Consider the following 13,969-nt stretch of genomic DNA (forward strand, 5'->3'; position numbering starts at 1 on the left):
AAATGTTGATTATTAGACTTTTCCAGTGGGCTGAGTAGCCCTTTCGCTCCAGTTATTAAGGTTTATGGTTGAAATTGACTAGGATCTCCTTCATACCTTGCCCATTCTTTGGTCAAAAAAGTATCGTTAATCCTATAAGTTGGTGCAGGTCTTTCTTGACTGATAAAGTCATTAACGGATTTATCCATGGCTAGCCACCCATTCCAACCCATATGGATCGTATCCTGCATAAAGTATGGTTTGTCTCCATCCTTTGAAAAATCTGCTATATTATCAAAACCTTGACTTTGTAACTGGTACTTGATCTTTGCGACTGACTTTTCATACATTTCTAAATCTAAACCTGTGAAAGCTGCCCACTTACTGTTGACCGGTGGAATCACAAAAAGCACATCCGTATGATTTTTTGCCATGACATTTAGAACCAATTGCAAGTCATTATACTCAGGTGATTGAACATAAGTAAAGTTCTTTTGTGATCCCTCAATATAGTTCAATTGATTCTTAATCCGTTTATTATAGAATTCATCTTCAATCCCAAATGAATTATTCGTGGACGAATACTGACCATCTTGAGTCGCAATTTTTTCCAATTCTTCATAAGAAAATTTCCGAGGCAATTGCTCCACCTGAGGCAAAATGATATTCTCCTGATGATTGACAAAACGAAACTGACTAAAAAAAACATCTACTTTTTCAAAAATTTTTGCTTGTAAAACTAAATTTTCCTTATCGGAAGAACTTAAAGTTTTCCCTTTGGCAACTTTTTCCATCATTTTAGTGAAAATTGTATCTGGATTGAGTCTTAAAAAACGTTTAGCAGCATAACGATCATAAGGACTTCCGGTTTGCTGCTGCAAGAAGTCTACGATCTGACCGGTACTCACATAATTTTGAAAAGCGCTGGCATTAGCTCCTTTTCTCACAAACCATTGTGGAGAAATAAGATAGACAGCCTGTCTATCTTTTAATTGACTATTAATCTGTTGAATGCCAAAATAATGCGTCAAAGAAGCTGATCCTCTTTGCCCCAGTAAATAAGGGCGGTACGAACGCTGATAAGCTTCCGCTAAAACTGACGGATGCATCTTATCCATGCGAGACCACTCACTTGAACCGAAAAAAGGCACGAAATGGAGAGTCGGATCCGATAAGGCACGGACTTTCTTATCTCCACTTTTAAAATTATCCTTGGTCAATGATGTTGCATCAACCAATTCAGATAGTTGAGAATGATCAATCTTAACTGGATAGAAAAAGATGATAGCTACGGCCAGTATGAGACCCCAAAAAACTGGTCCAAAAATAAGCCAAATTCGCTTAAGCATTACGAAGTTCCTGTACACCTGCAATAATTTTATTTGCAGTGTTCCAGTCATCGCGACCAAACTCAGAAACAGGGATACTGATTTCAAATTTTTCTTCCATGGCGACAATCAATTCAACAGTTCCCATACTATCTAGAATACCTGCATCATACAAATCTTCATCCATCATATCAGTAACATCCTCCATGAAGAGATCATCAATCAATGCAATGACTTCTGTCTTAATATCCATTTTTATACTCCTTCTTTTTTGAATTTATCTATTTACCAGGAATTTGTGGGAACCAAAGCTGGTCCAAGAATCCTGAAAAAAGTAGAAAGGAAAACATGACGGCATGGAAAGTGATAAAAATTCCTAATGCAACCGTCCATTTGTTATCTGGTAAAGCGGGTAAGCCCTTGGCTTTTCTTTCCTTATTGATAGCTTTTTTCTTCCGAATCCATATGTCGTTGATGACTAGTCCTAGCCCATGAAAAAGACCATAAGCTAGATAATACCAAGTCAAGCCGTGCCAGAATCCCATGATCAGCATATTGATGATATAGGCAACACTAGAGGTGACATTGCGATTTTTAAAGACTTTCTTTTGTACCATAAGCTTGACGAGCCGCATGAAAACAAAGTCTCGGAACCAAAAAGATAGACTCATATGCCAACGATTCCAAAACTCTTTCAAATCCCGAGATTTGAAAGGTTGCTTAAAGTTGATTGGACTCTTGATACCCATGAGATTGGAAGCAGCTAGAGCAAACCTGCTGTAGCCAGCAAAATCAAAAAAAAGATCAAAACCATAAGCATACATAACGGCTAAGGTCGGTAAATTAAAAATACCAGCTTCCGAAAGAGCCATTTCTTTAACTTCTGGCAAGATTAACTGACCAAAAACATAAGCCAAAATGAACTTATAGAAGAAACCTAACATGATGTACTTGACAGCTTCTTCTAACATGTCCATGAGTTGATCAGGCTCTGGAATAGTTTCATAATCTTCATTGAATCGTTTAAAACGATCAATAGGACCACTTGAGAAAGTGGACATAAAAAGCAAGAAACGTAAGAATTGCCAGAGGCTAAATTGGGTCAGAGTTCCATCCCGCATTTCCATAATCATACCGACAGCGCGAAAAGTCAGATAGGAAATCCCCAAGAAGCCAAAAAAGGCTGCTCTACCCTGCACTTCAATAAGAGGAAGAAGCTTAACCCATGCTAGCGGGAAAATTGCCAGAAAAACCCAGAGGTAGAAAATCCACTTACTGTCATACTTCTTGCGGTAAATCTTGTAACTATAGACGAGCACGACCTGCCAAAGTACATAGATTAGGAGAGAAACTAGTTGATAGAGTTGTTTGCCCGTCAGCATAAGGACGATAAAACTGAGGCTGACCAAAGCTTCATAGAAAGCAAAACGCTTTTTATAGAAGAGACCGATGAAAATAGGCAGGATGGCAATGAGCAGGTATATAAAGTACTGAGGATTGCCATAAGCCTCTAATCGAGGTAGATGGCGAAAAAAATCCATCATCGCTGATTTACCTCATTCATAAGCCCCTTGATATCAATCTTCCCATTTGGAGTTAATGGTAAGCTATCACGATAGAGGAATTTGGATGGCATCATATAGTCCATCATAATATCTTTGAGTTCTAGTTTGATGGCTTTTGAAATGTCTAATTCCCGTTCAAACTTCTGGGCAACATTTTCTTTCAAGACAACATAGGCCAAAAGATTTTGTACCTTATGATCCTTGTTATAACGGGGAACAGCTACCGCTGATTTAATAAGACTCGATTTGTTGAGATTTTGAGATACTTCTTCCAGCTCGATACGGAAACCATTGAACTTGATTTGGAAATCCATTCGACCACTATAGAGAAGTAAGCCCTCGTCTGTCATGGAGCCTAAATCACCTGTATGATAGGCTGGCAGACCATCTACTTCAAAGAAGGCCGCCTGAGTGCGTTCTGGATTGTTAAAGTAGCCTTTAGAAACTGCTGGTCCTGCAATGATGATTTCCCCCAGTTGACCGTTAGCCAGCTTCTTACCCTCATCATCCATAATAAAGGTTGGCGAATCTGCCTTGGTATAGCCGATTGGGAGTCGCTTGCAATTTGTCAACATCTCATCGGTTACCTCTACAGCCGATAAAGCAACTGTTGCTTCTGTTGGCCCATAAGCATTGACAATACGAGCCTCCGGGAAACGATCGCGTAATTTTTGAGCTGTTTTAACCGTTAATTCTTCTCCATCGAAATAGAAATGAGTCAGGTTTGGTAAAGTTTCAGCATTGAAATCATCAGATAGCATGGCCATTTCTGCAAAAGAAGGTGTTGAGGTCCAAATACCAACCGGTAATTGATGGATTGCCGCAAACAAATCTTTAAAATCAAGAGTCAACTCTCTTGGTAGGGCAAAGAGGGTTCCCCCCATAGCCAGTGCTGGTGCCCAGTACATGACAGATAGATCAAAGGAATAGGGAGCTTGAGCTAGCATTTGCGGTCTTTGAGGTAGAGAAAAAGCTTCTGCCTCCATCATCCAGTTGGTAAAACTGAGTAAGTTATCATGGGAAATCTGAACACCCTTTGGTTTACCAGTCGTACCAGAAGTGAAGATGATGTAGTAATTATCATCGCCCTTGACAGAATGTGTCACTTCATAGGCTGATTTTTGCGCAAAAATTTCTTGTAATTCTTGCTTGTTGATTAGTGGAGTTGCGCCCGTGTCTAGTGGAAATTCGCCAATGGAAATAATAAGACTTGGCTCTGCTACTTCCATAATTGCTGCAATTCGATCCAAAGCCGAATGTTGGTCCACTGGAATATAGGCATGTCCTGACTTAGTAAGAGCTACAAAAGTTGCCAGCATAGCATACTCCTGGCCACCAAAAACCAAAACTGGAGATTTTTCTTCGATACCTAAGCAGTCAATATGGGCAGCTAATGAATCCGAATCCACCTTCAATTCACCATAGCTATATTTTTGACCCAAATAATCATAGACGGGAAAATCTCCCTGTTGCTGAGCATGGTGCTCCAGCCTTTCAATCATATCGTGCAACATATGTTATTGCCTTCCTAAAATTCATTGTAAATAAAGCCACCTTGACCACGCCCCAAAAAAACGTAAAGATAAATTAAAATCAGAAAAATCAAGGCATAAAATAGAGTTTTAAGTAAAAATTGACCCACTTCTTTCATAGGACTCCTTTGCGATAGAGAATTATACCTAGTTAGGCTAAGCTGTCACTCGGAAACCCTATCTTTGAGTGTTAATTTTATCATTTTTTTAGCTTGCAAGCAATCTTTCGCCTAAAATTTTAATCCATCCTTAGACTGATTTTTTATTAAATGAAGGAGATATCTCCAAAAATCCAGTATTGCTCAAGATCGACTATCCCACTTGTATATTTTGAAATAAACAAAGAAAAAGAAATGATTTTTTTCAGTTTTAAGAGACTAACAAACGGTCATTCCTTTTTTCACTGTTTATTTTTTCCTACTTAGAAAATTATTTTTTACAGGTATTTCATACTGTGGCCTATTTTAAGTCAGACAATTCTTTTCATTGAAGAGGTCAAGAAACTTCCTCATTTGATGTATACATTACCCAATCTGACTGCCATTTGCAACGGATGAATCCACTGTCATGACGGTCAAGTTACCGTCATGTTCAGCTGAGAGAATCATGCCTTGGCTGAGGAGGCCCATCATCTTACGTGGTTTGAGGTTGGCAACGATTTGCAATTTTTTACCGACCAATTCTTGTTCGTTTGGATAGAATTTAGCAATCCCTGAGAGGATTTGGCGGTCTTGTCCATCACCAGCATCTAAGCGGAATTTGAGAAGTTTGTCTGAACCTTCCACCTTAGCTACTTCCTTAACTTCTGCCACGCGAATCTCTACCGCATCGAAATCTTCAAATTTGATGGCTTTTTTCTCATTTTTGAGTTCCACAGTTGCTGGGTCCCATTCTGTTGCTTCCTCGACAGGATCTGAACCACCACCCATTTGCTCCTTGATATAGTCGATTTCAGCTTCCATATCCAAGCGTGGGAAGATGGGTCTACCTTTGGCAACGACTGTCAACCCTGCTGGCAATGCGGCCAATTCAAGATTTTCCAAATCAAACTCAGCAGCCAATCCAAGCTGTTCCATAATCGCATTTGAGGTTTCCATCATGAAAGGTTGGATCAGGTGGGCCACCACGCGCAGGCTAGCTGCCAAATGAGCCATAACGGCTGCTAGTTGCTCTTTATCCCCATCTTCTTTGGCCAAGACCCAAGGCGCTGTTTCATCAATGTACTTATTGCTCCGAGAAATAATGTTCCAGACAGCTTCCAGAGCTCGTGGATAGTCCACTCCTTCCATATTCTTGTGATAAGCTCTTAGATTTTCCGCAACGACACTTGCCAAGTCTCCATCAAATGCTGTAACATTTTCCACATAAGTCGGCACTTGACCACCAAAGTACTTATTAATCATAGCAACGGTACGGTTAAGGAGATTTCCTAGGTCATTGGCTAATTCATAATTGATACGACCGACATAATCTTCCGGTGTGAAAGTACCATCTGAGCCGACAGGCAGACTTCTCATCAAGTAGTAACGAAGCGGATCTAAACCGAAGCGTTCCACCAACATTTCTGGATAAACGACATTGCCTTTTGACTTGGACATCTTGCCATCTTTCATGACAAACCAACCGTGGGCAATCAAACGATCCGGTAATTCCATATCCAACATCATTAGCAGGATAGGCCAGTAAATCGAATGGAAGCGAAGGATGTCTTTACCAACCATGTGAAAGACCGTTCCTTCTTCCCAGAAGGTATCAAAATTGGCATGGTCTTCTTGGCCGTAACCCAAGGCTGTTGCATAGTTGAGGAGGGCATCAATCCAGACATAGATGACATGCTTTGGATTGGATGGAACAGGTACACCCCAAGTAAAGGAGGTACGTGACACTGCCAAATCTTCTAAACCAGGCTCGATGAAGTTCTTCATAATTTCGTTCATACGGCCATCTGGCTGGATGAAATCTGGATGAGCTGTGAAAAACTCGACTAGTTTATCCTGATACTTGCTGAGGCGAAGGAAATAGGATTCTTCTGAAACCCAGGCTACTTCGTGCCCTGATGGCGCGATACCGCCGATTACCTTGCCAACTTCATCACGGAAGACTTCTTCTAGTTGACTTTCTGTGAAAAATTCTTCATCAGATACAGAGTACCAACCCGAGTATTCCCCCAAGTAGATGTCATCCTGTGCCAAGAGTTTTTCAAAAACAGCTGCCACCACTTCTTCATGGTAATCATCAGTAGTGCGGATGAATTTGTCATAGGAAATATCGAGGAGTTTCCAGAGTTCTTTTACACCAACTGCCATCCCGTCCACATAAGCCTGTGGTGTCAAACCTGCTTCTTCAGCCTTTGTTTCAATCTTTTGACCATGCTCATCTAGACCAGTCAAGTAATAAACATCATGCCCCATGAGGCGTTTGTAGCGAGCCAAGACGTCACAAGCAATGGTTGTGTAAGCAGACCCGATGTGGAGTTTACCAGATGGATAGTAGATAGGGGTTGTGATGTAAAATGGTTTTTTCATAAATAAATTTCCTTTCCGTGCTAATGAAACACGTTTTTATAACACTTCATTATATCATAGTTCAACTGCATTTTGAAAAGAGAATTTCCCACTTCATCTAACATCATGGTATAATGTAAACAAATGTCTATTTGGAGGAAAAATATGGGTGCGATTGTAAATGCTATTTGTATCGTTATTGGCTCGGGGATTGGTCTCATCATCCATAAGGGGCTATCCCCACGGTTTAGCGATATCATCATGAAAGGGGCTAGTCTCTGTGTCTTGCTGCTGGGCATCCAAGGAGCTATAAAGGCTGAGAATGGTCTCTTGTTGATCCTGGCGATTGTCTTGGGAGCTATCATTGGCGAAGCCCTCAATATTGAACTAGTCATGGAAAAGTTTTCTTATCGATTAGAAAAAATCTTGGTAAAAAATCCTGATCAATCTACATTCGCCCAAGGTTTCTTATCTGCAGTCATGATTTTTTGTGTCGGGGCCATGGCCATTGTCGGAAGTTTACAAAGCGGACTTTTAGGCGACCATAGCATGCTTTATAATAAGGGGATTCTCGACGGCATCATTTCTATTCTGCTAGCGGCCACCAATGGAGTCGGGGTTTTGTTTTCAGCAGTAGCCATTCTGATTTATGAAGGAGGCATGACTCTTTTAGCTGGGCAACTAGGAAATTACCTCAGTTCCTCAGTTATCGCCGCCATGTCTTCAACGGGCTCTGTACTCCTCATCGCCCTGGCTCTTAATATGCTGGACATCACCAAATTCAAGGTTATGAACTACATCCCCGCTGTCTTTTTGCCCATCCTTCTTGTGCCATTCCTGGCCTGGTTGGGCTTCTAATCCCTATCAAAAATCCTAGCTGCCACTAGGCTTTTCTTTTTGCCCAAATCCATGACATTTGTCATATCAAGTCATGACAATAGGTGCTGAAATCTTTTTTGACTTGCTTGTAAAATGGATATAGAAATAAAGAAATGGAGAATCGCCATGTCTATAGTCATTGAAGTCAAGGACCTCTGTAAAAAATTTAGGGAAAAGAAAGCCTTATCGAACATTTCCTTTACGATTAAGCAGGGAGATTGTCTGGCCCTTATCGGTCCAAATGGTTCGGGGAAAACGACACTCTTCAACTGCCTCTTGGGTGATCTTCATCCCAGTTCCGGTCAGATTTCAGTCTTGCATAAAGAGACACGTTCTCCGCAACTCAAGGAAAAGGTCGGTATCCTCTTTCAGGAGAATCAAACGGAACATAAGATGACAGTCAACGATTTACTAGATTTCCAAAAGGCCATCTATCCAAATCCTTTATCGGATAAAGAAATTGATACTCTCTTGCAATTTACTGATGAGCAGAAAAAACAATTTGCCGAAAAATTATCCGGTGGTCAACGCAGGCTACTCGCTTTTGTGCAGGTCTTGATTGGACAACCCGATATCCTCTTTCTTGATGAGCCAACTTCTGGCATGGATACCTCTACCCGGGTCCGTTTTTGGGAAATTGTGACCGATTTGAAAAAGGCTGGCAAGACCATCATCTACTCTAGCCATTATATCGAAGAGGTGGAGCATACAGCTGATCGGATTTTAGTCCTTCATCAAGGTCAGCTCCTTCGAGATACGACACCTTATCTCATGCGAACAGAAGAAAAAGAAAAAGTCTTCACGCTTCCAGCTACCTATCTAACGCTCTTTGAAGAAAAAGAAATGAATGATTTAGTCATAAAATCAGACACCATCTCCTTTAGTAGCAAGGAACCACAAGTCATTTGGAATCATCTTTCTCAAGCAGGCAGTTCTATTGAAGAAATTGAAATGACTAATCGAACGCTCCTAGACTCTATTTTTGAAAGTGAGGTTAGCCATGAAAACCTTTAAAGCTCTTCTGAAACAAGAATATCTGATAAACAAACGCTCTCTGTCAAATCTAATCATGGCCATTGGGATGCCTCTAGCATTCTTTCTACTTTTCACATCCATCTGGACAAACGATGAAAGCATCCCAAAAGACCAACTTGCCCTATGGGTACGCCAATATATGATGCAGATGACGGCTTTTTCAAGTCTCAGTTTTGCCTTCTTCTCCCTTCCCTTTGCCTTTCAGGAAGATCGACGAGGCAATCGATTGAGAGTCATCCAACACAGCCCCATTCCTTTATGGCAGTACTATGCTAGTAAAATCATTGGAATCCTAGTTCACTTCATCCTAGCGATTATCGTTGTGTTTGCAGTGGGTCATTTTGTCAAAAACATCAATATGCCTCTGATAGATTGGCTGACAAGTGCTGGAATCTTGTTTGCCGGAGCCATTTGTTTCATGCCCTTTGGCGCCCTCTTAGCCAATATCAAATCCTCTCAAACACTTTCTATCGTAGCTAACATCCTCTATATGGGCTTGGCGATTATAGGCGGACTTTGGATGCCCGTTCAATCCTTTCCAGATTTCATGCAAACCATCGCACGCTTCACACCAACCTATCACTTTAACAACCTACTGATTTCCTATTTTGACAAGGACTTTTCCAGCCAGTCTCTGCTAATTTTACTGGGATATGCTATGATAGTATTACTAGCTGCCTTAGCAGTCGGAAAAAAACTAGAGGTCAACTAATGTTTTACCCCTTTTCAAAACACTTCCTGCCCTACTATGTTGGTCTGGTATTTATAGTCTTTCCCATTTTGGGATTGAGATATTTTGGCTATCCACTATGGACACTACCAATCACACTTCTTTTTCTAATAGCTTATCTAGCCTTGATTCACTTAAAACAAGGGTATGGCAAGGTTCGAGAAATACTCTGGCTCTATGTTCTTCTCTATATCACTTATATGAGCTGTTTTATCAATGGAAATATGATGTGGTTTTTCTTCTATCCTAGCAATCTCTTGGTCTGGAAATTTGACAATAGTTGGCGGTCTTACCGTGGGATTAGTTTATTAATCATGATTGGCTTGGTTTCAATCTTTGGAATCTTATCTACCAACTCTGTAGCGGATAAAATTGCCATTATGTTAATCCTCCTTTTCATCCTTGGTATGACCGTGTTTATGGTACAAACCAGAGAAGAAGATCGCTTAAAGAATCAACTCTATCAAAAATCCCAAGAAAACAGTATTTTGATAACTGAAAATGAACGCAATCGTATCGGTCGGGATTTGCATGATACATTGGGACACACCTTTGCCATGATGACCCTCAAGACTGAGCTGGCACTCAAACAATTGGACAAGGAAAATCTGACGGCTGTTCAGAAAGAATTGGAAGGCCTCCATCACATCAGCAAGAATTCCATGAAAGATGTCCGACAACTCATCAATAACCTCAAATACCGTACGGTTACTGAAGAGTTAGAGACTATTGGCGACATGTTCGCCCTAGCGAATATTGAGTTTCAAATCGAAAAGACCATCCACACAGATCAACTCTCACCGGTCATCCAGTCTAGTATCAATATGATTTTGCGGGAATTGACCACCAATATCATCAAACATGCCAAGGCTAGAACGTGTCACATCAAACTGGAAGGAACTAAAGAAATTGTCATTGAAGTGACTGATGACGGACAAGGATTTCCAGCATTAACTGGCCATGAATTGCATTCGATCAAGGAACGCCTACACTTGGTCAAAGGGAGGGTAGAGATTCTTTCTTCCCAGAATCCGACTAGAATCCGTATGACCTTAGAGGAAGGAGAGAAATCATGAAATTATTAGTTGCTGAAGACCAGTCCATGCTCCGCGACGCCATGTGCCAACTCCTTCTCATGGAAGAGGATATCGAGGGAATTTTCCAAGCCAAGAATGGCAAAGAAGCCATAGAAATGCTGGAGAACCAGTCTGTGGACATAGCCATCTTAGATATTGAAATGCCTCAAAAAACGGGGCTTGATGTATTGGAATGGATACGCTCTAAAGACTTGCCAATCAAGGTCATTGTCGTTACGACTTTTAAGCGCGTCGGCTATTTCCAGCGAGCTGTCAAGGCCGGGGTTGATGCCTACGTGCTCAAAGACCGCTCCATAACCGAACTGATGAACACCATCCACACCGTCTTAGCCGGCCGTAAGGAATATTCGCCAGAACTTATGGAGTCTATCATGAGCCATGAAAATCCCTTAAGCAAACAAGAAGAAAATGTATTGAAATTGATTGCTGCTGGCATGACCAGCAAGGAAATTGCCTCCCAACTCTATCTATCCGACGGAACCATTCGCAACTACACCACTTCTATCTTTACTAAATTAGGCGTCAACAACCGCGTCGAAGCCATCAATAAGGCCCAAGAAAATGAGTGGATATAAAAAGCCAAATTGGAAATCTTTTCCGATTTGGCTTTTTGATTAGTCTGTCTTCTTCACTTCAATCTTGAAATTCTGCAGAAAATTATTCTTAGTCAGTTCCCCTGTGAAATGGTCTCCTACTTTGAGGAAGGGCAATTGATCGATACTTTCTTCTGTCGCCTTGACCTTATAAATCTTACCTGATGAAGAAATGTAGTAAACGGTCGAGCCTGAAATCATCTGACTGGCTAATTGTTCAACCACGCCTTTAATGACTTCTAGATCCTTATCACTTTCTCCAGAAGGAACTACAGTCCCTGAAAGAACGGAGGTATCTACATCGGTAAATTGCGAAATTAGGCTTTGGATATCATTGTTGACCGTAACTTGCTGGTAGTCCTCGGCATCGACAACCGCATAGGATTTGACGAGGCCAGCATCATCCTTGAGGGAAACGATGTAATAGGCTTTATCATTTAGTTTGGCCAAGGTTGGAGCTGTCGCCTTGTATTTCTTTTCCTGAACTTCTCCTTCCGCTGATTCCATAGCGGCGGATTCGGTAGCTGAAGCCAGTTTGTAATTGGTGACCTCGCGAGTGCGCATATTGACCAGGATAAAACCAAGATTGGACGAATCTGCTGTCGCTGAGGTGATACCGGTATAAAGATAGATATCTGAACCGATGGAAATATAATTGTAACTATCGGTTGTATGTTTAACGCCAGTTTGACTAAAGACAGTGTTCCAGAAACCATCTTGATAAGTATAATAATCATCCACACGAGTAATGACATTGTCAGCTGAATAAACACGATCCACCCATTCAGGGATATGATCTAGGTCATATTCTTTAGTCTCCCCTGTGGCTGCATTGAGCAGGATTACTCCAACAGGGTCATTAGAGGTCAGCATAAACTTAGGCTGATAAACAGTCGCTACATAGTAGGGATTGCCCTCATCATCTACTTCAAAAGATGGCTCCCCAAAGATGGTAAAAGGATACTTGAAACGCAGGTAGCGCAAGGTATCTCGGAACATATACTCCGAATCGGAATATTTCATAGCTTGTTCCAAACGGACTAACTCAGCCTTACCTGTGGTTTGATTGACCTTGACATAGTAACTAATTCCCTCTTTCCGATTGGAAAGCCACTTCCAGAAATTTTTGTATTCTAAAGGGGAAACACGGTACGGTTGCTGGCCAATGGTGACCTGACGATAATCATCCGAAATCCCAAACTGTGACACCCTGTCAATGGTGCCTAGATAGGTATCCCCGATTTTTTCAGCGGAAGAACGATCTAAAAGAGCTAGTTTTGAAATGTCTGTCTCAGGAAAATCTTGATTAAAATCAGCTTCCTTGACGGATATAACAGCGGCATAACTTTTGGCACGGAAGAGGCGCGAATTAAAAATGCTCATGAAAAAGCCCAAAGCCAGCATCAGAACAATCCCAGCTCCCAAACGAGTGATAATCTTGCCATATTTGCCTGAGACAGTAGTCACTTCCTTGCGACCAGAAAATAGCTTAGCGCCCTTGAATTGGAATGAATCCACCATTCCTAAAAGGCATAAGCCTAATACTGTTAGGAGCATTCCCTCAAGAAGAAAGAACCAAAATCCAGTACTCAAGAGATTGAGCGGTGGCAAGAAAATCCAATACGTGACCGCCATAATAGCCAGCAAAAGAATCACTAAACATCGACTAAGCATTTTCCTCATCACACATCTCCATTTCGAAATTGTTAACCTATTATATCATAGAAATATGAATTTCAAATAAAAAAGTGGGTTTTGACCAAGACAAAATCCTCTCTGCCCTTGGGCCTCCCACTTCATCCGAACTCGTTTTCTTAGACTTGACTTGATATACTTTTTGCTAAAACGATGGAATAAATAATCGGAAGCACCACCATGATGACAATCGTTGCAATAAAGACGAAGGGGTGTGTCAATCCCAGCAATTCGCTGATTAGAATGATGAAACCACCACTAACCCACAGTTTTCCAGCTAGGCGATGTGTTTTATTCCAATTTTCCTCATCGTGGAGTGTCCAAGGCAACTTGATGCCAACGGTATAATTTTGCTTAATTTTTGGCAGATAATTTCCCAAAATCAGAAAGAGAGCCCCGATAAAGATAAGACCCAACCGAGTGCTGTTGTGGATCCATCCCATAACGGAACCGTAAATAGATAATTGAACAAGTCCACTGATAAGGGGAATGACCCAATAGATAAATGTAGTCATTTTAGGGGTTACATTTCTTGCTTTGGGATCCAACGAGGTCATCACAACCGCAAGGATATGTATCCCCATCATGAGAGCAGGTATCATAAAAACCGCTTCAGCTTTAGATGAATAGCCATCTACTGTTCCATCAAACCCAAAATGACTTGGCAAGCTATCTGGTAACTCTTTCCATAAAAGTAGTCCGACTAACATGGGAAGCAGAGTTAGGCAAGATGTTAGGACTAGCAATTTTACATTAATTTTCTTCATCGTTTTCACCTCGTAAGTCTGCAATCCAGACCATAATTTCCTCCAGAACAGAGGCGTTTAAATCATAATAAATAAAGTTTTTTTCCCTTGTCTCCGTAATTAAATCAGCCTTTTTCAAGGTCGCCAGATGATGGGAAATCGTTGCACCTGTCATATTGAAGTTAGCCGCAATATCTCCAGCAGATAGACGTCCCGTCTTTAATAAATTAAGAATGTCACGCCGGACTGGATGGGACAAGGCTTTAAAGGTTTCTGCAAAGCTCAT

General features: G+C 41.1%; 14 protein-coding genes. 5 read left to right on the forward strand and 9 right to left on the reverse strand.

Annotation, left to right across the window (positions count from 1 at the left end; genetic code table 11):
- Window positions 1-62: 62 nt before the first annotated feature.
- The 6 genes from dltD to metG all read right to left on the reverse strand — a co-directional run bounded on the left by dltD (window position 63) and on the right by metG (window position 6,929).
- Complete coding sequence (dltD, locus tag BN1356_RS05130) at window positions 63-1,328, reverse strand: D-alanyl-lipoteichoic acid biosynthesis protein DltD (protein WP_093650328.1); 1,266 nt, start codon at window positions 1,326-1,328, stop codon at window positions 63-65.
- Window positions 1,321-1,560, reverse strand: coding sequence for a D-alanine--poly(phosphoribitol) ligase subunit DltC (dltC, locus tag BN1356_RS05135; protein WP_093650329.1), 240 nt, complete (start codon window positions 1,558-1,560; stop codon window positions 1,321-1,323). Before dltC ends, dltD begins: the two co-directional genes overlap by 8 nt.
- Window positions 1,561-1,588: 28 nt before the next feature.
- Window positions 1,589-2,851 carry a D-alanyl-lipoteichoic acid biosynthesis protein DltB gene (dltB, locus tag BN1356_RS05140; protein ID WP_093650330.1) on the reverse strand — a complete coding sequence of 421 codons (1,263 nt, stop codon included), beginning with the start codon at window positions 2,849-2,851 and terminating at the stop codon, window positions 1,589-1,591.
- Window positions 2,848-4,386 carry a D-alanine--poly(phosphoribitol) ligase subunit DltA gene (gene dltA, locus BN1356_RS05145; protein WP_093650331.1) on the reverse strand — a complete coding sequence of 513 codons (1,539 nt, stop codon included), beginning with the start codon at window positions 4,384-4,386 and terminating at the stop codon, window positions 2,848-2,850. Before dltA ends, dltB begins: the two co-directional genes overlap by 4 nt.
- Before the next feature lie 14 nt (window positions 4,387-4,400).
- On the reverse strand, window positions 4,401-4,523 hold the full coding sequence (locus BN1356_RS05150; RefSeq protein WP_093650332.1) for a teichoic acid D-Ala incorporation-associated protein DltX: 123 nt from the start codon (window positions 4,521-4,523) through the stop codon (window positions 4,401-4,403).
- A gap of 405 nt (window positions 4,524-4,928) precedes the next feature.
- Window positions 4,929-6,929, reverse strand: coding sequence for a methionine--tRNA ligase (gene metG, locus BN1356_RS05155; RefSeq protein ID WP_093650333.1), 2,001 nt, complete (start codon window positions 6,927-6,929; stop codon window positions 4,929-4,931).
- A 144-nt stretch (window positions 6,930-7,073) separates the two neighbouring features.
- Between metG and BN1356_RS05160 the strand changes: the two genes are divergently transcribed.
- The 5 genes from BN1356_RS05160 (at window position 7,074) to BN1356_RS05180 (ending at window position 11,224) form a co-directional block, all read left to right on the forward strand.
- On the forward strand, window positions 7,074-7,766 hold the full coding sequence (locus tag BN1356_RS05160; protein WP_093650334.1) for a DUF554 domain-containing protein: 693 nt from the start codon (window positions 7,074-7,076) through the stop codon (window positions 7,764-7,766).
- Window positions 7,767-7,913: 147 nt separating this feature from the next.
- Window positions 7,914-8,801 (forward strand): ABC transporter ATP-binding protein, encoded by an 888-nt coding sequence (locus BN1356_RS05165; protein ID WP_093650335.1) that lies wholly within the window; start codon window positions 7,914-7,916, stop codon window positions 8,799-8,801.
- Window positions 8,788-9,534, forward strand: coding sequence for an ABC transporter permease (locus tag BN1356_RS05170; protein ID WP_093650336.1), 747 nt, complete (start codon window positions 8,788-8,790; stop codon window positions 9,532-9,534). The genes BN1356_RS05165 and BN1356_RS05170 overlap by 14 nt, the downstream gene beginning before the upstream one ends.
- Before the next feature lie 143 nt (window positions 9,535-9,677).
- Window positions 9,678-10,628 carry a sensor histidine kinase gene (locus BN1356_RS05175; protein ID WP_342666763.1) on the forward strand — a complete coding sequence of 317 codons (951 nt, stop codon included), beginning with the start codon at window positions 9,678-9,680 and terminating at the stop codon, window positions 10,626-10,628.
- The gene (locus BN1356_RS05180) at window positions 10,625-11,224 is read left to right on the forward strand and encodes a response regulator transcription factor (protein WP_093650338.1); all 600 of its coding nucleotides are present in this window, start codon (window positions 10,625-10,627) and stop codon (window positions 11,222-11,224) included. The genes BN1356_RS05175 and BN1356_RS05180 overlap by 4 nt, the downstream gene beginning before the upstream one ends.
- Window positions 11,225-11,263: 39 nt before the next feature.
- On the opposite strand, the gene BN1356_RS05185 is transcribed toward BN1356_RS05180, so the two are convergent.
- The 3 genes from BN1356_RS05185 to BN1356_RS05195 all read right to left on the reverse strand — a co-directional run bounded on the left by BN1356_RS05185 (window position 11,264) and on the right by BN1356_RS05195 (window position 13,969).
- On the reverse strand, window positions 11,264-12,925 hold the full coding sequence (locus BN1356_RS05185) for a hypothetical protein (protein WP_093650339.1): 1,662 nt from the start codon (window positions 12,923-12,925) through the stop codon (window positions 11,264-11,266).
- A 131-nt stretch (window positions 12,926-13,056) separates the two neighbouring features.
- On the reverse strand, window positions 13,057-13,704 hold the full coding sequence (locus tag BN1356_RS05190; protein ID WP_093650340.1) for an SdpI family protein: 648 nt from the start codon (window positions 13,702-13,704) through the stop codon (window positions 13,057-13,059).
- Window positions 13,691-13,969, reverse strand: a complete 279-nt coding sequence (locus BN1356_RS05195) for an autorepressor SdpR family transcription factor (protein ID WP_093650341.1) — start codon at window positions 13,967-13,969, stop codon at window positions 13,691-13,693. Before BN1356_RS05195 ends, BN1356_RS05190 begins: the two co-directional genes overlap by 14 nt.

The sequence above is a fragment of the Streptococcus varani genome, assembly GCF_001375655.1.
Classification (GTDB): Bacteria; Bacillota; Bacilli; order Lactobacillales; family Streptococcaceae; genus Streptococcus; species Streptococcus varani.